21 protein-coding genes are annotated in these 17,278 nt (G+C 45.4%); 8 read left to right on the forward strand and 13 right to left on the reverse strand.

Annotated features, from left to right (window positions below):
* Genes AC0VYA_RS17070 through AC0VYA_RS17080 form a run of 3 tightly spaced genes read right to left on the reverse strand, consistent with a single transcriptional unit; the run spans nucleotide 1 to nucleotide 2,114 of the window.
* A complete protein-coding gene (locus tag AC0VYA_RS17070) occupies nucleotides 1–312 on the reverse strand; it encodes a YfcL family protein (RefSeq protein WP_475489055.1) in 312 nt (103 codons plus the stop codon).
* A 33-nt stretch (nucleotides 313–345) separates the two neighbouring features.
* Complete coding sequence (locus AC0VYA_RS17075; protein ID WP_475489056.1) at nucleotides 346–1,482, reverse strand: ATP-NAD kinase family protein; 1,137 nt, start codon at nucleotides 1,480–1,482, stop codon at nucleotides 346–348.
* Entirely contained in the window at nucleotides 1,482–2,114 is a 633-nt protein-coding gene (locus AC0VYA_RS17080; RefSeq protein ID WP_475489057.1) for an elongation factor P hydroxylase, read from the reverse strand. Before AC0VYA_RS17080 ends, AC0VYA_RS17075 begins: the two co-directional genes overlap by 1 nt.
* Nucleotides 2,115–2,262: 148 nt before the next feature.
* Here AC0VYA_RS17080 and AC0VYA_RS17085 point away from each other — a divergent pair, with 148 nt between their 5' ends.
* The 4 genes from AC0VYA_RS17085 to AC0VYA_RS17100 all read left to right on the forward strand — a co-directional run bounded on the left by AC0VYA_RS17085 (nucleotide 2,263) and on the right by AC0VYA_RS17100 (nucleotide 5,674).
* Complete coding sequence (locus AC0VYA_RS17085; RefSeq protein ID WP_473475594.1) at nucleotides 2,263–3,000, forward strand: sugar-binding protein; 738 nt, start codon at nucleotides 2,263–2,265, stop codon at nucleotides 2,998–3,000.
* Nucleotides 3,001–3,069: 69 nt separating this feature from the next.
* A complete protein-coding gene (locus tag AC0VYA_RS17090; RefSeq protein WP_475489058.1) occupies nucleotides 3,070–3,912 on the forward strand; it encodes a DUF8198 family protein in 843 nt (280 codons plus the stop codon).
* Between the two features lie 6 nt (nucleotides 3,913–3,918).
* Nucleotides 3,919–4,383: an acyl-CoA thioesterase gene (locus AC0VYA_RS17095; RefSeq protein WP_475489059.1), complete on the forward strand. Its 465-nt coding sequence runs from the start codon at nucleotides 3,919–3,921 to the stop codon at nucleotides 4,381–4,383.
* A 13-nt stretch (nucleotides 4,384–4,396) separates the two neighbouring features.
* Entirely contained in the window at nucleotides 4,397–5,674 is a 1,278-nt protein-coding gene (locus AC0VYA_RS17100) for a retropepsin-like aspartic protease family protein (RefSeq protein ID WP_475489060.1), read from the forward strand.
* A 105-nt stretch (nucleotides 5,675–5,779) separates the two neighbouring features.
* Here the strand turns inward: AC0VYA_RS17100 and AC0VYA_RS17105 are convergent, their stop codons facing one another.
* A complete protein-coding gene (locus AC0VYA_RS17105; protein ID WP_011576127.1) occupies nucleotides 5,780–6,637 on the reverse strand; it encodes a PA4780 family RIO1-like protein kinase in 858 nt (285 codons plus the stop codon).
* A gap of 451 nt (nucleotides 6,638–7,088) precedes the next feature.
* Between AC0VYA_RS17105 and AC0VYA_RS17110 the strand changes: the two genes are divergently transcribed.
* Both AC0VYA_RS17110 and AC0VYA_RS17115 read left to right on the forward strand, forming a co-directional pair.
* Nucleotides 7,089–7,925: a hypothetical protein gene (locus AC0VYA_RS17110; RefSeq protein ID WP_475489061.1), complete on the forward strand. Its 837-nt coding sequence runs from the start codon at nucleotides 7,089–7,091 to the stop codon at nucleotides 7,923–7,925.
* Nucleotides 7,926–8,057: 132 nt separating this feature from the next.
* Nucleotides 8,058–8,954, forward strand: a complete 897-nt coding sequence (locus AC0VYA_RS17115; RefSeq protein ID WP_473475603.1) for a DapH/DapD/GlmU-related protein — start codon at nucleotides 8,058–8,060, stop codon at nucleotides 8,952–8,954.
* Nucleotides 8,955–9,098: 144 nt separating this feature from the next.
* Here the strand turns inward: AC0VYA_RS17115 and arsB are convergent, their stop codons facing one another.
* From arsB to AC0VYA_RS17135, 4 genes are all read right to left on the reverse strand, one after another.
* Complete coding sequence (arsB, locus tag AC0VYA_RS17120; RefSeq protein ID WP_475489062.1) at nucleotides 9,099–10,154, reverse strand: ACR3 family arsenite efflux transporter; 1,056 nt, start codon at nucleotides 10,152–10,154, stop codon at nucleotides 9,099–9,101.
* Nucleotides 10,155–10,169: 15 nt separating this feature from the next.
* On the reverse strand, nucleotides 10,170–10,904 hold the full coding sequence (arsH, locus tag AC0VYA_RS17125) for an arsenical resistance protein ArsH (RefSeq protein ID WP_475489063.1): 735 nt from the start codon (nucleotides 10,902–10,904) through the stop codon (nucleotides 10,170–10,172).
* Nucleotides 10,904–11,374, reverse strand: a complete 471-nt coding sequence (locus AC0VYA_RS17130) for an arsenate reductase ArsC (protein ID WP_475489064.1) — start codon at nucleotides 11,372–11,374, stop codon at nucleotides 10,904–10,906. Before AC0VYA_RS17130 ends, arsH begins: the two co-directional genes overlap by 1 nt.
* A gap of 141 nt (nucleotides 11,375–11,515) precedes the next feature.
* Nucleotides 11,516–11,860, reverse strand: a complete 345-nt coding sequence (locus AC0VYA_RS17135) for a metalloregulator ArsR/SmtB family transcription factor (RefSeq protein WP_011576133.1) — start codon at nucleotides 11,858–11,860, stop codon at nucleotides 11,516–11,518.
* A gap of 237 nt (nucleotides 11,861–12,097) precedes the next feature.
* Between AC0VYA_RS17135 and AC0VYA_RS17140 the strand changes: the two genes are divergently transcribed.
* Nucleotides 12,098–13,135 carry a mechanosensitive ion channel family protein gene (locus tag AC0VYA_RS17140; RefSeq protein ID WP_475489065.1) on the forward strand — a complete coding sequence of 346 codons (1,038 nt, stop codon included), beginning with the start codon at nucleotides 12,098–12,100 and terminating at the stop codon, nucleotides 13,133–13,135.
* A gap of 7 nt (nucleotides 13,136–13,142) precedes the next feature.
* Here AC0VYA_RS17140 and AC0VYA_RS17145 read toward each other — a convergent pair whose 3' ends face one another.
* Nucleotides 13,143–13,634: an RNase H family protein gene (locus AC0VYA_RS17145; RefSeq protein ID WP_475489066.1), complete on the reverse strand. Its 492-nt coding sequence runs from the start codon at nucleotides 13,632–13,634 to the stop codon at nucleotides 13,143–13,145.
* Between the two features lie 125 nt (nucleotides 13,635–13,759).
* Between AC0VYA_RS17145 and AC0VYA_RS17150 the strand changes: the two genes are divergently transcribed.
* Nucleotides 13,760–14,257, forward strand: coding sequence for a YcxB family protein (locus AC0VYA_RS17150; RefSeq protein WP_475489067.1), 498 nt, complete (start codon nucleotides 13,760–13,762; stop codon nucleotides 14,255–14,257).
* A gap of 12 nt (nucleotides 14,258–14,269) precedes the next feature.
* On the opposite strand, the gene AC0VYA_RS17155 is transcribed toward AC0VYA_RS17150, so the two are convergent.
* The 4 genes from AC0VYA_RS17155 to AC0VYA_RS17170 form a co-directional block, all read right to left on the reverse strand.
* Nucleotides 14,270–14,644, reverse strand: coding sequence for a hypothetical protein (locus AC0VYA_RS17155; protein ID WP_473475622.1), 375 nt, complete (start codon nucleotides 14,642–14,644; stop codon nucleotides 14,270–14,272).
* 186 nt (nucleotides 14,645–14,830) lie between these two features.
* Entirely contained in the window at nucleotides 14,831–15,190 is a 360-nt protein-coding gene (locus AC0VYA_RS17160) for a hypothetical protein (RefSeq protein ID WP_473475625.1), read from the reverse strand.
* Nucleotides 15,191–15,631: 441 nt separating this feature from the next.
* Nucleotides 15,632–16,477, reverse strand: a complete 846-nt coding sequence (locus tag AC0VYA_RS17165; RefSeq protein ID WP_475489068.1) for a MipA/OmpV family protein — start codon at nucleotides 16,475–16,477, stop codon at nucleotides 15,632–15,634.
* A gap of 175 nt (nucleotides 16,478–16,652) precedes the next feature.
* Nucleotides 16,653–17,177, reverse strand: coding sequence for a DUF1439 domain-containing protein (locus AC0VYA_RS17170; protein ID WP_475489069.1), 525 nt, complete (start codon nucleotides 17,175–17,177; stop codon nucleotides 16,653–16,655).
* Between the last annotated feature and the right edge of the window lie 101 nt (nucleotides 17,178–17,278).

Raw genomic sequence — 17,278 nt, forward strand, 5'->3', positions numbered from 1 at the left:
TCAGCGACTCGCTTTTGCAAATAGGCTTTGCCATAACGCCGAGACTTGAACTTGATCTTGGCCTTCGACTTCATTGTTGGCGTAGGCTTTTTCTAAACTGGTTTGCATATAGGTATCAATCGCTTTTAGCGAATAGTCATCTAATGCCAATGCATTACTCGTTACTAGGGAGAAGTGTCCCGTCAAGTAGCTGGCAATAAACAACTCTTGGTCGCTGCCATCAACGACCACACCATCAAGGTAGATTTGCGTTGAATCGACAAATTCATCGAATCTTTGTTTTGCTGCATCACTGTTTACTGATCCACTCATATAATCTGTTCAAGTCCTGTCGTTAGCTAGTCATTAAAATTTAGCGATGGGGTATAACACCTGATCTTTGTAACCTGTAGTCACGCTGATCACGCCCGCCAACTGAGCATCAAGCGTCATATCCCCAGTGTCTGCGATTAAAGGCTTACCCTTTAGGCCTTGTAATTTGCTTTTGGTCGCCACGAGCAACAGGTTGTCACGACCAATTTTTTTGAGCACCTCAGGGCTAAGCTGCTGATTACCTCGGCCGAAGATATGTCCTTGGCCACCAATTAAGGTGATAACTAAGGTAACGGGTACATGTGAAACGTATTCGAGCAAAGTACTGGCAGTCACATCATGGGCAACAACCTGCTGATTTTGCACAATATCTACGCCAAGTAAGGTGTTCTTTAAACCTAACTCCTGCATAATGAAATCAACAGTTGAACCTGAGCCCATCACAAATAGGCGCTCTGGGTGCTCGTCCATGAATTCAATCACATGCGCGACGATATCAGCCAACACTAACTCGTCAGATTCCTTGCCGCCCATTTTCACCGCTTGGATATAGCGAAGTTCACTGGGCACACGCATTTCACCATACTGACGGGCATTGACTCTGCCTTGGCGAAAGAGTGTTTCGTCTATGTCCATGACATCAGCGTCTTGCAAGGTGACAATTTCGCCGTTGACCATCATAGCTACCACACGACCTGCCGCCTGCGGCGTGACAGCGTATACCCCTGAGTGAATTTTGCAGCCTGCAGGCACACCCAGCACGGGTATTGACTCACCGACAATATGGCACACATTGCGCGCTGTACCATCGCCTCCCGCAAACAGGAGCAAATCTACGCCTTGTTGCTGTAAGACGTGCACGCAGCGCTCGGTATCTTCCGGTTCGCTTTGAACGGCTGCTTGTTGATACACCACTGTGTGTTCGAACCCCATATCGGCCACGAGCGCTTCGCCCATTTCACCCCCGGCGGTATAGATATGCACATAATCTCTAACCCCCAGCAGTTCTTGTAATGCCAATCGAGTTCGGCTATTTGCCAATTTGGTCGCACCTAGAGCGAGTGCTTTGTCTCGAGTTTGTGCCCCATCGCTACCTTTTAATGCGACGCTGCCGCCAATGCCTGCAAAGGGATTGATCACTAAACCAAGCTTAAAATGTGTCATTGTCATTACACCGCAGCCTCAGTCACAGTGACACGCCACTCTTTGGGCAAACTAAACTTAGCTGGCGTTAATGCCTCTGTTGCATAGAATGCTGCAAGCGCATCAATAAATAAGGCCGCTCGCGGGGGGAATCCATCTCGTAAATATTCTAATACTTGTTGCTGCACATTTAAGGTAAATGCTTTGGTATCGGGATCAGCACCATTTAAGTTATCAGTACTAACACGAAACGCTTTATTGGCTGACACCGAAAACGCCCATTCGATTGCTTGAGGTTTAATTTCTACTTGCTCGAATTTTTTCTGCTCGGCTTCTGTTCGCCCATCCGGGCAATACCAGTAACCATAATCGTTTAACATACGACGCTTTTTTCCGGCAATACACCAGTGGGCAATTTCGTGCAGCGCACTGGCGAAATACCCATGGGCAAAAATCACTTGATGGTAATTGCACTGCTCATTGGCAGGGATATATTCAGGCTCGCCAGCGCCTTTGATCAAGCGGGTATTTTCGCTTTGATTGAAGGCAGCATCAAATAGCGCAATGACATCTTGGTATCGATGTATTTCTGCGCTGATATGACGACAACTCGGTTCATTGACATCGTTGGAATGTATGCAGGCGTTAGCGGTATTCATAGGAGGCGCATTCTACCTAACCCAAGACCATAAACTCAAGCGGCGAAACGCCCTATTGTGTTAACTCGTACTTTGCGTCAAGCTAACCTAAGCATATGTTTATTGTTTTCTACTTTCTGTTTTTTTATACCACGAACAAGGACTTACCATGTTTTCACGCCTAGTAAAATCACTACTGATGGCCTCAACATTTGGCGGACTATCGCTTTCTGCCCATGCATTCGACGTAAAGTACACCCCACAAGCGCCTATTATTGATGGGCATTCAGACAATGTTTGGCAACAAGCACAATGGCACGATATGCCTTATTTAATGGACGGCACCTTACCAGAAAAAGCAGATTTTTCCGGCCGCTACCGTCTGCTATGGGATGAAAACTACTTGTACCTACAAGCCGAGATTACCGACGACCTGCTGATCGACACCCATGCTGATCCCTTGGTGCAATACTGGGATGATGACGCCCTAGAAATATTTATTGATGGTGACGCATCAGGCGGTAATCACCGCTTTAATCACAGCGCATTGGCCTACCACATCGGCCTTGATAACCAAGCAGCAGATATTGGCGACGATGAAAAGGCGCATTTGTATAACGAGCATGTAAACAGCACCTGGAAGCGCCAATTAGATGCGCCCAACACAATATTGTGGGAAGTGGCCATCAAGCGTTATCCCAACAACTACACTGATGCCAACCCTAAAGCGGCAATTCCCCTGAAGAGCGGCGATGTGATGGGCTTTATGTTGGCTTACTGTGATAACGATGGCAGCGAAGTACGTGAGCATTTTATGGGGTCTCATGATTTTGCTGAGCAAAACGGTAGCAAAAACTTGGGTTTTATCACCGCTGACGTCTTCGGTAAAATCACATTGAAAAAGTAATGTCTTCTCTTAATTCAGCGCTTATTAAAAAGACGCGCGTCAAGATCGCCTCATTGATTGTGTTATCTAATGCCTGATTTAGTGGCTCAGGTTTCGCGTCATTTACACACCGTGCAAACGCTGCAAGAAATGGCGTTAGACGCGAAACTGTTACCCCTCATCCAAGGGGTACAGGCATGGCAAACTCTGCGTATGCAAAGCACCCATCAAGCGCACATGAGCAATCCTGATACTGCGCCTGCACTGGCTTTTTTTGTTGAACAAATTTATGGCCCAAAGGATTTCAGCCAGCGAGATGCGGATATAAAACGCGTGGTACCAAAAATGCACAAATACATGCCCAGCAAAGCGTTGTTCTCCTTGGAAAGCGCTTTGCGTTTACACGCATTATCTTATGAGTTGGATTACGTCTTGGCGCTGGAACTCAAAAAGCATGTAACAGCCGCTAACCGTCAATTCGTTACACCTAATCAAACTGACGCCAATAAGCGAATCCTAATTAATCAGCAAACGTATGCGGCGGCTTTTGTCAGTGGGCACAATGGGCATTTACGCCAAGAGCAAATAAGTTTGCTTAAGGAGCTTGGTAACAACTTAAGTGACGCGGTAGCGATTAAAGGCGTTGCTATGATGCTGGCCCTGTCAAAGCACCCTGCTCGTATGAAAGGCTTGCAAACATTGCATTTATTTTTGCAAGACGGCTACAAAGCATTTAAAAAAATCCCTAACAGTCAGACCTTTATGCGCGAAATTATCAGCAAAGAAGCACATCTTGTTGCGTTGTTGTTTACTAAGGAGGAGTGTACTAAGGAGGTGTTTCCTAAGGAAGTGCTTACTAAACAGGAGCTTTCCCAACAAGGTACTAACCCATTACCTTGTATTCCCAGTATTGAAATTTTACTTGAGAGCTAATCGATAATGTCAGACTCCCTAAATCTCCTTCCGTGGCATTACCCAAAGCCTTTTGTGTGCCAATGGCAGATAAGCCCTGAACAAATTGACCATTACAACCATGTCAATAATGTGGCCTATGTCAGTCAATTAGAGCGCACCGCCTGGGCCCATTCAAATGCACTAGGTCTGAGTATCGAACAATACCAAGAGCTAGACAGAGGTATGGCCATTAGCCGCCATGAGATTGATTATCTGGCAGCGGCCGTATTGGGCGATACGCTAGCTTGTGCCACATGGATTGTCGCCTGTGATAACAAATTAAAACTCGCTAGGCAGTTCCAGTTTATCCGCCTAAGTGACGGATTGACCATGCTCAATGCACGCACCGAATTTGTGTGCATCGCATTAAGTTCAGGTAAGCCAAAGCGCATGCCCAAGGTATTCTGCGATACCTACTTTAATGCCATGCTGGCGTCTCAAACAGAGTGAAGGCATCGATGTCATGACTAAACTCAATAGCGCACTGCTCTTGGCTTTATTGGCTTCAATTTTTGCTAACGTTTATCAGTACCTAAACGGCCACGAACAAGTACCCGTGCCCCAGTCAGAACAGAGTCAAATTGAATCACGCCGATCTGATGCCCTAGCGCACCAGCAAAGTAAAGACACCCAGCAGCTAAATGAACAGCTAATTGAGCAGCTAAATCAAGACACTCAACCTCACTTTTCTCAAACGCCCAACGTACATGAACCAAGCATTAAAACCGATTCAAGAGTAGCAAAGAAACCAACCACACCAGCAAGCGCTGAAATGCAACGCGGAGTACCAAACACGACACGCTTCAAACCAGATAGGCGTGTAGCCTATTTGGCCCAAACTCGGCGCTGGCTTGCGGCGCAGGAGTACGCCAAATTAGATGCCTTTTTCCCACTATATCTACGCCAATACCCACAAGATGTTGAGTTTTTGTTGCTAGAAGCCGAATATATTGCACATACACATTTGCTCAGTGATGCCATCATTCATTACCACGGCATGCTCAGTTTACCCTTGAGTCATGCACAGCAAACTCAGGTGCAAAACACCATTTCGCGCTTAACCAATGAAACCATCAACCAGTTAAAACAGGCCTACTCATGGGATATATTGGCGCAATTTGTTGAGCCCTTATTACAAGTAAGTCCCACCAGCCGTGAATTAATATTAGCGTTAGCCACAGCGTACGCACACCAGCAGCAAGCGGGGTTAATGGAAAACACCTTGGCCTCTATTCGCTATGAAGACCCTCAAGCCATGCAGATACGCGGAATTATTCAACAATACGATGACGAGGTGGACGCGCAAAGCGATAGGGCCATCAAAGCAGCGAATGACAATCCACGTAAGAATGTCCCCGCAGGTGTTACGTCAATAGGATTACAAAAATATGGCGATCAGTACGTAGTTGAAAGCCGCTTAAGCGGCAATCAAGTCCACTTTTTAATTGATACGGGCGCATCCACTACCACCATTTCAAGACAAAAATTCAAAACACTGTTCAAATCAGTCGCCACTAAATTTGTTGGCCAATTTAACGTGCAAACTGCCAATGGCACCGTACGCTCCCCTATGTACCAATTCGCTAGCCTGGAAATTGCAGAGGCGAAAGTAAAAAGCATCAACGTGATGGTATTGCCACTCGATGAGCTAGGTCACAGCGATGGCTTATTAGGAATGAATTTTTTACGAGAGTTTGATTTTAGAATAGATCAAAAAAATGCCCTGCTGCATCTGCAATAGGCGCCTTTCCTTAGGCGCCACTGCTGAAGATAGTAAGTTGTGCTATTTGTATTAATGAGGTTAAAAGCTGTTGTCAGTTATCTGACGGGAAATAGGTAAGGATCCCTAATCTTCGTCACTAGGGCCTGCGATGCGTGCTTTACGCTCTTGTTCTTCTTCAAACGCGGCCTTGATTTCTTCTAAAACAGTATCGACATCCGCTTCATCATCTGGGAAATCGAAATGCCCAGTTAACTGGGTATCTGCTTCAAGCTCACCTGCTTCAAACAAAGCCCACATTTCTTCGGCGTAATGGCTGTTTTTAAGCTCTGGGGCATATTGTGCGTAGTACTCAGTCATATTGCGCACGTCGCGCTGTAACATGCTAAACGCATTGTTATTGGCTGCCGCATCAACCACTTGGGGCAAATCGATGATCACGGGGCCGTAAGCATCGACCAAAACATTAAATTCTGACAAGTCACCATGCACCAAACCGGCTAATAACATGCGCATCACATACACCATCACAATGGCGTGATCTTCTATGGCTTGTTCAGCAGGCATAGTCACATCATTTAAACGAGGCGCCACATCGCCTTCGTCATCGGTGATCAACTCCATTAGCAATACTCCGTCATAACAGCCGTAAGGCTCAGGCACACGAACCCCGGCTTTAGCTAACGTAAATAAGGCATCTACCTCAGTGTTCTGCCAAGCGTCTTCTTGCTGCTTACGACCGAATTTCGAGCCCTTTTCCATGGCACGGGCACGGCGGGTGTTGCGCACTTTACGCCCTTCTTGATATTGCGCCGCTTTTTTAAAACTGCGCTTCATCGCTTCTTTATACACTTTGGCGCAGCGGATTTCGTTACCACAGCGCACAGCATAAACTGTAGCTTCTTTACCGCTCATTAGCTGATAAAGCACCTCATCAACGAGGCCGTCATCAACCAGAGGTTGTATTCTTTTAGGTATTTTCATGGCGCCGTTATACAGCAGTTAAGGCTTGCTTGGAATAGCAGCAAAAATTTGACATACATTTACTCAATGAAACACCTTAGACAAGAAATTTGATATGGATTGCGAACGGATGTTCGACGACGCTCAACACAGTGTTTTATCGCGTTTGTTTACCGTATTTTTTCAACGTAATTTAAGCCTGAAAACAACATAAAACACACCTTACGACGGATAGATTAATCTGCTAATGTTGCAAATTCAAGTGCTTAAATCTTCTCCCCTTAAAAACGTTATACCTGTATCTAACAAACTGATTTAACGAGCGCTTTTCGCGCACAATCGTATATCAGTGTAAAGGTTGTCATTTTTCATTTTAGCGTCATTTACGCCCAAGAGCCCTTTGAGTGTTGCCCGCGTGCACTAAGTGCTATGCTGCATACTCGGCTCAGTTGTTTACGCCATTAGGAACCCAATGAAATTACCCTGGTTACGTCGTTTAATGTTTATTAGTAGTGTGTCATTTACTTGTTTTAGTTTGGCACAAGTCTCCTCCCCTCATGTATTGGAACAAACCACAGGCCTTAAGCGCTTCGACGCGTCGCACCGTCTATCCGGAGCGGATAGCCGCAGCACAGTTGACATAAAACAGATGCATGTTGGTGACAACGCCCTTGCCAGTGCAATATCGCTTTATGACCAAGGCGCTAAATTACATCACATCGCCGGCAGCAGCCGCAGTGACAAAGTACGTTTGAGTTTTTATCAGCCCTATCAAAACTCCCGTTTAGAACAGCGCCTAGCGCTACATTTTAATAAATTCAATGGCTTTATTACTCAAATCAATAGCGTGTATACCGTTGAAAGTGCTTATGTGGGCATTAAAGACGTACTCAAAGACGTGTTGGCCTCAGCGGTTACTAAGTATGGTGAGCCCATTAGCCTTGCCGATGCGCGCACGCAAACCAACCTGACGCAAGATGAGGTGCCGCTTAGCAACTTTATTAAGACCCTTGCCCCAAGAGAAGATGTAAAGAACGACGTCATCGCATTCTTTGAAGACTTACGGGTATCACGCAGTGCCAAATTTGTGGCTGACGACGCTGGTCGCGCACTGTTACAAACTGGTTTTAACCGTTGTTATCTTTGGCAAACAGACAGCTACAACGAAATACTCACCTTGTGTTTCTTCCCACCCAATGCAGCCAACTCGGCCAACCGAGGCGTTGAGTTACAATTAGTCGATTTTGCCGTGCGGAAAAAAATTGCTGCGACAGAAAAAATCAAAAACACACTATCACTCAGTTTGTAAACGATGACGGGTCTAAACAGGGCAAGAATCCTCTGTAAATTATAATTTATAAGCAAAAGGGGGCTGTCAATTACGTCGTTTCACGCCATAATTCGCCCTCAATTTTTAAACTATCGACACTAGGAAAGATAAATGACTGTAAAACGTATTGGTCATCGCTACATTGATGCCGCCAGTGGTAAAACGTTAGATGTGTGGTTTCCCCGCGCGAACACCCAAATTGCACGTAGCTGTCTTGCGCAAAAGGTTGGCGTGATCAACAGCGATTTCGTTGAAGTTGAACTTGAAATCGACGGCGCACCACAAAACATCGAAGACGCTTACCTGCGTTTACATTTATTGTCAGAAGGCGCAGTAACACCTAATAACATCAACTTAACAGGCATTTTTGGTTTACTGACTAATGTCGCTTGGACGTCTGCAGGCCCTGTATTACCCACTAAAGTTGATGAGTTACGTGCCGCGATTGCCAGTGAACATCATCATTTAACTGTCAGCTCAATTGATAAATTCCCACGTATGACCGACTACGTTATTCCTGAAGGTGTGCGTATTGGTGATGCTGATCGCGTTCGTTTAGGTGCACATTTGGCTTCTGGTTCAACGGTCATGCATGAAGGATTCGTTAACTTCAATGCAGGTACCTTGGGCAGCTCTATGGTTGAAGGGCGTATTTCACAAGGCGTAGTAGTCGGCGATGGCTCTGACATCGGCGGCGGCGCATCGACGATGGGCACGTTATCTGGCGGCGGCAAAACCATCAATGCAATTGGTAAAAACAGCATGGTTGGGGCGAACGCTGGTATCGGTATTTCATTAGGTGACGACTGCATCGTCGAAGCGGGCTTGTATGTCACAGCTGGCACAAAGGTCACCACACCAGATGGCAAAGTAGTGGCTGCTCGTGAGTTATCCGGTATGAACGGCTTATTGTTCCGCCGCAACAGCCAAAATGGTGCAGTGGAAGCCATTGTCGCTGATCCCGCTAAGTGGGGCGGACTGAACGCCAGCTTGCATAGCAACGACTAAACGTTTGCAGCCCAATCTAATGAGCACACTTCATTGCATTGCTCTTCAACGGTAGCTCTTTAACTGGGCGACAGAAAAAAAAGCCAGCTGATATCAGCTGGCTTTTTTGTACGTAACCGTTTATTTCACTTACAAAACACGCTATCAAGCAAACCACTCACGGGTGCGATTCGCAAAATACACCAACGATAGCATCACAGGAACTTCTACCAACACCCCCACCACGGTCGCCAGCGCAGCCCCGGAATGCAGGCCGAATAAAGATATTGCTACCGCAACGGCCAATTCAAAGAAGTTAGATGAGCCAATCATACTCGCTGGCGCTGCCACATTGTGAGGCAAGCGCATTTGCTTGGCTGCATAGTAAGTAATGGCAAAAATACCGTAGGTTTGCAGCAATAACGGAATCGCAATCAGCACAATCATTTGTGGTTTGTCTAATATGGTTTGCGCTTGAAAACCAAACAGCAGCACCACAGTCGCTAACAACCCAATAATTGACCAAGGCTTTAACGCGCCAACAAATTTCGCTATGCGCACGTCACCGTCTTGTACTGCGCCTTGTGTAATATCAGCGGTATCATCGTGGCTTTTATTCAGCCAAGAGCGGGTCATCGCACCGGCCACCAATGGCAGTAACACGTATAAGACCACTGAAATAATCAAGGTTTCCCAAGGAACTTGAATATCGCTCATACCCAGCAGTAATGCGCTGATGGGAGCAAACGCAAAAATCATGATAATGTCGTTTACCGACACCTGAACCAAGGTGTAGTTAGCATCTCCTTTGGTCAGTTGGCTCCACACAAACACCATAGCCGTACACGGTGCTACGCCAAGTAAAATCATGCCTGCGATATATTCATTTGCGGTTTGCGGGTCAACCCAATCCGCAAAAACACCTTTGAAAAACAACCAGCCTAGGGCCGCCATGGTAAATGGCTTAATGAGCCAGTTGATCACTAATGTCAGTACGATCCCTTTCGGTTTGCGCCCCACGTCTTTGAGCGACGAGAAGTCGATTTGGATCATCATAGGGTAAATCATCAACCAGATCAGCACCGCCACGACCAGATTGACGTGGGCGTATTCAAGCCCTGCCACCACGGCGAAAAGATCAGGAAATACGCTTCCCAGCACAACCCCGGCGGCAATGCTTAGTGCAACCCAAACAGATAAATAACGCTCGAATAAACCCATTTTTATTTGCCTCCCTTAAATAGAACGTTGGTTAACGCGCTGACTTAATTGCTCTGCATTTTCGACTCGCTCTGAATAACGATCAACCAAGTGATCTTTATTATCCCGCGTCAACAAGGTGAACTTCATCAGCTCTTCTAATACGTCTACAATCCGATTGTAATAGGATGACGGCTTCATGCGGTTGTCATCGTCAAACTCCATAAAAGCTTTTGCCACAGAAGACTGGTTCGGGATAGTCAACATGCGCATCCAGCGACCTAGCACGCGCATTTGATTCACTGCATTAAACGATTGAGACCCACCGCTGACCTGCATAACGGCCAAGGTTTTACCTTGTGTTGGGCGAACGGCTCCTACCGATAGTGGCACCCAATCAATTTGGCTTTTTAGAATGCCAGTCATTGAGCCGTGACGCTCAGGTGAGCACCACACTTGCCCTTCTGACCACATCATTAAGTCGCGCAGCTCAACCACCTTAGGATTGGTCGCATCATCACCATCTGGCAATGGCAAGCCGGTGGGATTAAATATGCGTGTTTCAGCCCCCATGGCTTGTAAAATTCTGGCGCTTTCTTCTACAACGAGTCTGCTAAACGAGCGCTCGCGCAATGAGCCATACAACAACAAAATACGTGGCTTGTGGGCAGACGACTCAGTGTTAAATTGCGCAAAATTTGGAGCACTGAATGCCTCGGCTTGCACGTTTTCAGGTAAGGTATCTGAGTTTACTATTTTGATATCAGTCATTACTGAGCTCCCAACGCTTGAAATGCTTCGCGTAACGCTACTTGGTCTTGGGTATCAACATCGACATTGAGCATGGCATTTACGCGCTGAGTAATTTCATCAATGGTGGCGCGAAATGCTTGCGCTATTTCATCTTCGCTACCGGATAATTTAGACGGATCAGCCAAGCCCCAGTGTACTTTGACACTTTTGCCAAACCAAAGCGGGCACGTCTCGCCCGCTGCGTTGTCACAAACGGTGATCACCACATCAGGAGCAAAATCTTCAAACTCGTCCCATGATTGACTGAACAATCCTTCGGTACTGATACCCGCTTCTTGTAAGTATTTAATTGATAATGGGTGTACCTCACCTACCGGTTGGCTGCCAGCGCTTTGCGCCTCAATCTTGCCTTGGCTAGCATGGTTAGTGATCGCTTCTGATAAAATGCTACGGCAACGGTTGTGGGTACATATAAATAAGACTTTCAAGGTGATCCTCGCTTTGCTTTTAGGGTAAACACATCATTCAAACAAAATGCCGTTGTCAGTAGAGCTATTTCTTAAAGCACCGCAACTCTTTGTTATGAATAAGATTCGATTCTTTTTATGAACTACGCTCGTTATTCGCAGCTAACAACACTCGCTTTGCTTGGCCATGTTCAAATTGGTGATGTTGTCATTCAAATAGGCTTCTGTGTTGTGTGCGGTCAGTTCAAGGACTTTCATCGCCCATTCTGGCAATTTAGGGTTAACCGAGTAGTACACCCATTTTCCTCGACGCTCATCAAGCAGAATATGACATTTACGCAAATCAGCGAGATGGCGTGACACCTTAGGTTGGCTCAACTCTAGCGCCGTAATGAGGTCGCACACGCACAATTCTTTTTCAAGATAGATCAACATCAGTGCTTTAAGGCGCGTGTCATCTGACAAACATTTGTAAAACGACAAGGGTGACAAAATAGGGGTAGACATAAAAACGCTCCACTTTTTAATATTCGACAAATCATATATATGTTTTGTCGAATGTCAATTAGCTATTTTTCGATTTAACCCATGAAAAGCCACGGCATTACTGAAGTGATTAGGGGCGCCGGCGTACTTTGGTGATAACTTGATAGGACTGTAAAAGTGAATCCACTGGAAATCAGTTGTAAAATCAAGGTATAACAAGATACGAACTTTCGATACTCAGATTATTTCGGACCCGCCATGCCTTTAAGTGACACCTTCATCAGCGATTGGCTACCAGTTGTATTGACCTTAGTTTTCTTTGGTTTGCTGACCTGGCTAGCGCAAATTTTTCTGTTCAATAAACTTAAACACACAGGAGACGAAAATATTTTTGCCCGTCAGCTTGGCATGTTAATGCTAATGTTGGTTGGCCTAGTCACCGTGGTGATCATGCTGCCCATATCTGAAAGTTTAGAGCTACAGATTTTAAGCTTAATCGGTTTATTACTGTCTGGTTTACTCGCCTTCTCCTCTACCACCTTGTTCAGCAATTTAATGGCAGGAGCGTTATTGCGCTTCACTCAGCCGTTTCGCACTGGAGACTTTATTCGTTTTGACAGTAATTTTGGCCGGGTGACTGAACTGGGCTTGTTTGATTGCGAAATTCAAACGCAAAACCGAGAGTTGGTATCGATTCCAAACAGCTTACTGATCAATAAACCCGTTAGCGTAATCCGCCGCTCAGGCACCATCATTAGTGTTGAACTGTCGTTGGGTTACGATCTGCATCACAGCAAAATTGATGAGCTACTATTGCAAGCTGCAAAACAAGCCGGACTAGAAGACCCATTCGTGCATATCACCCAATTGGGCGATTTTTCGGTCAGTTATCGCGTTAGCGGCTTGTTAGTAGAAGTGAAAAACCTACTGACGGCTCGCTCAAACTTACATCGCCACGTACTTGATTGCCTTCACGATAATGACATTGAAATTATGTCACCAAACTTTGTTAGCCAACATGCGGGCCCAGATGTGGAGCGAAAAATTGCCCACTCCCCCGCATTTAATCAAGTACAAACAGAGTCTACCGCAGAAGACATCGCATTTGATAAAGCCGAGCAGGCTCAGCAACAAGCCAATGATAAAATTGAGACATTAGCAAAAATAAAAAGCTTAGAAGAGCAACTCTCCCATGCCGAGAAAGACCAACGTCAAGCGATAGAAAAGAGTATTGACCAACTTAAACAGAAATTGGCCGAAATCAAAGATGTCGTAGACGTACCGGAGGATGACTAATCCACCACTAACGAAGCGCTTCTCGCAGTGAACGCCTAGCGGCCTTATCGACTAAGGTAAAGCGCTGAGCGATTTCGTCTTTATCCCGAGAAGGCTGATGTCCAGCCACTTTTACAAAATCACATTTAATGTTGTCCGTGAACCGATACAACGCTTGGTAGAGTGGGTAGTGAGATAAACGTTTATTTTTACTCGAATAATAATCGTTCTTTTCAAGGCGCGTGCGACGTTTAGGTAAACTTATGATGTTCTGTGAATCCGTATACACAGTTAACCCTATGTCTTTGGTGCAACCAAGTTCAGTGATTTCACCGAGCGCCCATAGTAAGGTTTGTAACTCTAGCTGAGTCGAACTGGTCTGCTCGAAACGCTGAACCTTTATCTGCTTTTGTAATTCTTTTAGGGGGGAATGATCAAGCGAGATAAGAAGATATGCACCATAACCCACCCCAGTTTGGGTATTCACGCTGCCGTCGGTAAATAGACTCAAGGGTTGCATATTGGATCCTGTATAGAGCACATATGTGTATTCGTTTGCTTTTCAGTGTGAAAGCCAATGAAAACAAGTATCAAGGTAAGCCACATCCCGATACACTACTTTTTTAGATTGATTTATAAAAGCCAATGACTGCGCCCTTTAGTTACTCAACAAGCTACGTATTAGACAAAAGCCACTTCATAGAAACTTACGAAGCATCAGCCCCGTCAGTCTCTCCAAAAAAAGCGTACACCATCGCGTTTTTATTAGGCCTAGCAGGGCTAATGCTGCTTATGCTAACGCCGGTAGATCCATTTGTCGCTTGGTTTATTGTTGCCTTAGGAGGGCTTGAAGCTTTCAGCGTGCGCTATAAAAAAGCCTGGTGGTTGGGCAGGCAATTAATCAGTAAGGCAGCTAATACGGAACTTACATTAACGGTAAACGAAGAAGGTGTCAGTAGCGAATCAATACATATTAAAAGCACGCTCCTGTGGGCTGATATCACCAACATTGAAGCCACCGACAACGGTTGGTTGCTGCACCACAAAGGTGGCAAAAACTATCTTTCCGCCAGAGCCTTATCAGAAGAAGCTAACGCATTTTTGGTAGCAAAAACTGAAATGATTAACTCCAGCGCAAAGTAAAATAAACGCTGCTTAGTCCTTAATAAACAAGCTGTTGCGCTTGGCATACATCCAAGTCAACAAGAGAAATACTAAAGTGACTGCGCCGCACACTAACTCAAACTGATCGCCCAATACTTCACGATATTTCTTAGACCAAAACAAAGCGAATAAGCCATGTGAAGTAAGCAAAAAGCCACACCAAAAATTCACCCTTTTTGCCCAATTTGTTTGCGTTAACCCATACCAAGCCAAGTTACCTAGAAGTACAGTGACCACCAATAATACGCTAGGAATGATGTAATGCTTACCAATCACGAATGTTTGCAGTACCGCTAAGCCCGCCAATAAAGCCAACAGCGCCAAAAACCAATCTAAAGAATTTGCCCAACTAAGTGATTTTTTCATGCTGTCTGCCTTTTATTTTTATTGTTCGCTTTATCCTACTGTAAAACCAAACAACAAAACCAGTATATAAAACCGATATAAAGACAATTGTGGATAAGACATAGCACTTGAGTGACTTAAACTCATAAGTATCGGCTCAAGAGCATCAGTGGCTCTGAGCACCTATTATTTTCAAGCTAATCCCTATTATTGTTTTACCAACATCACTTTTGTTCCTTTATCACTGAGCATACAGTCGCGCTCTATGTCACTAATTTTAGTGTCGACTTTTGAATCAAACGCACCGGTCGCAATGGCCGCTCGGCTAGTGAACTCCCCTAGAATCACGTTTAATAAAATGGAGGTTGGCAGCACAGACGCCACCCCATTAACTAGTTTTTCACTAGCGGTTGTTTTATGGGATTCAAGTGAGGCGATATGCCCGTGCGCTTCCTCGCAATCTACTGCTTTATTTAAATGCTCTGCAGCCAATTCATGGCGCTTAACTGCTGAAGCACAACCAGACAGTACTAACGCGGAAATAGGGATTATGAGTAGTGCTTTCATTGAAGTTAGTCGCCTGTTTAGTAATGAACCAAGTCAGTCTAGACAGGTTGTTTTTCAAACAAAAGGGCGTGACGACCAATGTTAACCAATAGTGATAAGTCACATACTTTCGTGATAATTATGAGTGTATTGCTACGGGTAACAAATAGATGCTTTCTAAAAACTAGGCGAGAAACATCCTCGAAATTTCATCTCGACACTTAGCCAAAGGCTATTAATCCCCAGATGCTAGCTTCTCGGATGCCCGGCTTTGCCTCACTGGCGAAAACACACGCCCAGTTACTTTTTAAGGCTGACAACTCGCTCAGTAAAGCCCAATGGCAATACCGAGCAAGCTAGAGTGGTTCGCTCAAAATAACGCTAGCCTTTACTGCATCATGAACGATTACACAATCAAATAAGCTAAGCGTTCGCGGTATTCAAATGCTCAAACCTGATTACTCAGAACTTATATAAATAAGCGAACATCAGCCTGTTTTCAGTGGAGCTGTCCACTAACGGGCTGTCTTTAATTTCATCACCTAGACTGATAATACTGGCATCAATGAAAATCGAACTCTGTCTGCTAAACAAGTATGCTGTGCGTAGGCCTAGTTCAATGTTTATCGTTGAATCGCCACTATACGCTTGTCGCTCTGAGGTCGCTTCATTGGCACGCACGCCGTATTGGTAATCCACGTAGCTTTCATCTAGCCAGGTGGCAACAATTCTCGGTGATAACATGACTTGCTGGCCGAGCATCCATCTTTTATCGAGCCCCAAGCTAAAGGTACTACCATCTCGGTCGCCTGAAACGTCACTCGTCCATTTAGCGCTAACATTAACAACAGGGGTTTGCCACTGGGCTCTGGCGCCAATCACAAAGCCACCATCACGTTCGTCCATGCCCTGCAGAATTGGCGTATCTTCAATATCGTCATCATCATATCCGCTAAAGTCATAGCCAGCTGATAAGGTAAAAGCGATGCGTTGCGCATCATTTATTTGCAGGCTAGGTAGCTTAACGTCGAGGTTCGGTCCAAACCAACGGATATAGCGATTTTCATAGCTGATAAATGGGATAACATTGGTGTTTCTGTCGATGTCTTTTATGCCTAACTGTTGGCTAAAGGCGCCGACCCCTATTCCCCATTGGGACTTAGTCGATTCTGGTTGTAGACCTGAGCGCTCGCTTGGGGGAGTTTGTGCAGAAACAGGAGCACAGAATCCCAAGGCAAAAGCGAGCACACTAACGGAGCACAAGCTTTGCTTAGATAAGCTATAAAAAGGTAAAAATGCGAATGACATTCGTGATTCTCCAGTAGATTTTAACATTCGATGTACGCTTTACAGCCAAAGTTATGCGCACAAGCTAACCGACTATGCATGTGTTCGAATGATGACAGCGCTGCCGCTTTGCAGTAAGAGGCCTCACCGTGCGGTAGAAAGCGCTCACCGTGCGGTAAAAAGCACTCACTGTGCATTAAAACGCACTTAGGGTGATGATCAGTTTTTTGTCTTTCACCTCGAGTGACTCTAACGTCGCTTTGGCTAATTTTTGCTTCAAGTCGCCATCATCCAACACGTAAATAGGTCGCGACGCTAATATGGTACCGACCACAGATTGCAGTAATTTTCTGATGTCGTTTTGCTGCTTGTCTGACACTTTGTTCAGGTTTAGCTCCACCAATTTGGCGTTGGTAAAATACAGTGCGCCTTGCTCCTGATTATACGCTAGGCTACCGGTAATATATGAGCTGCCTGAGCCACTATACCTGCCCAAGGCACTGGCTTTAATATTCGCCCCAAGGCCAATTTCATTGGTCTCATCTAGCAAGTTCAGGCGCGGCTCTGATAAGGTCATAGTGACGAAAAACTTAGTTCTGGTCATCGGCATGATAGAACTCACCATCTCTTGCAGCTCAGCCTCGGTAAACTCATGCGTATAAGCCTGCGCTTGAGTGCAGCTCACACTAAGAAACAGGATTAAACTAATAATAAACTTCAAATTTCACCTCGTGTTGACGCTTGTTATTCAGCGTTGCTCTTGAGTTAGGACTTCAGGGATAGGCGCGTGGGGTACTTCTTATCCCTAACAATAACCCAGTT

Source organism: Paraglaciecola sp. QJM3NY_14 (assembly GCF_056173245.1).

Excerpts from the sequence above, each read along its gene's own strand:
- AC0VYA_RS17070 (WP_475489055.1), bottom strand. The coding sequence starts at position 312 with ATGAGTGGATCAGTAAACAGTGATGCAGCAAAACAAAGATTCGATGAA.
- AC0VYA_RS17075 (WP_475489056.1), bottom strand. The coding sequence starts at position 1,482 with ATGACAATGACACATTTTAAGCTTGGTTTAGTGATCAATCCCTTTGCA.
- AC0VYA_RS17080 (WP_475489057.1), bottom strand. The coding sequence starts at position 2,114 with ATGAATACCGCTAACGCCTGCATACATTCCAACGATGTCAATGAACCG.
- AC0VYA_RS17085 (WP_473475594.1), top strand. The coding sequence starts at position 2,263 with ATGTTTTCACGCCTAGTAAAATCACTACTGATGGCCTCAACATTTGGC.
- AC0VYA_RS17090 (WP_475489058.1), top strand. The coding sequence starts at position 3,070 with ATGCCTGATTTAGTGGCTCAGGTTTCGCGTCATTTACACACCGTGCAA.
- AC0VYA_RS17095 (WP_475489059.1), top strand. The coding sequence starts at position 3,919 with ATGTCAGACTCCCTAAATCTCCTTCCGTGGCATTACCCAAAGCCTTTT.
- AC0VYA_RS17100 (WP_475489060.1), top strand. The coding sequence starts at position 4,397 with ATGACTAAACTCAATAGCGCACTGCTCTTGGCTTTATTGGCTTCAATT.
- AC0VYA_RS17105 (WP_011576127.1), bottom strand. The coding sequence starts at position 6,637 with ATGAAAATACCTAAAAGAATACAACCTCTGGTTGATGACGGCCTCGTT.
- AC0VYA_RS17110 (WP_475489061.1), top strand. The coding sequence starts at position 7,089 with ATGAAATTACCCTGGTTACGTCGTTTAATGTTTATTAGTAGTGTGTCA.
- AC0VYA_RS17115 (WP_473475603.1), top strand. The coding sequence starts at position 8,058 with ATGACTGTAAAACGTATTGGTCATCGCTACATTGATGCCGCCAGTGGT.
- arsB (WP_475489062.1), bottom strand. The coding sequence starts at position 10,154 with ATGGGTTTATTCGAGCGTTATTTATCTGTTTGGGTTGCACTAAGCATT.
- arsH (WP_475489063.1), bottom strand. The coding sequence starts at position 10,904 with ATGACTGATATCAAAATAGTAAACTCAGATACCTTACCTGAAAACGTG.
- AC0VYA_RS17135 (WP_011576133.1), bottom strand. The coding sequence starts at position 11,860 with ATGTCTACCCCTATTTTGTCACCCTTGTCGTTTTACAAATGTTTGTCA.
- AC0VYA_RS17140 (WP_475489065.1), top strand. The coding sequence starts at position 12,098 with ATGCCTTTAAGTGACACCTTCATCAGCGATTGGCTACCAGTTGTATTG.
- AC0VYA_RS17145 (WP_475489066.1), bottom strand. The coding sequence starts at position 13,634 with ATGCAACCCTTGAGTCTATTTACCGACGGCAGCGTGAATACCCAAACT.
- AC0VYA_RS17150 (WP_475489067.1), top strand. The coding sequence starts at position 13,760 with ATGACTGCGCCCTTTAGTTACTCAACAAGCTACGTATTAGACAAAAGC.
- AC0VYA_RS17155 (WP_473475622.1), bottom strand. The coding sequence starts at position 14,644 with ATGAAAAAATCACTTAGTTGGGCAAATTCTTTAGATTGGTTTTTGGCG.
- AC0VYA_RS17160 (WP_473475625.1), bottom strand. The coding sequence starts at position 15,190 with ATGAAAGCACTACTCATAATCCCTATTTCCGCGTTAGTACTGTCTGGT.
- AC0VYA_RS17165 (WP_475489068.1), bottom strand. The coding sequence starts at position 16,477 with ATGTCATTCGCATTTTTACCTTTTTATAGCTTATCTAAGCAAAGCTTG.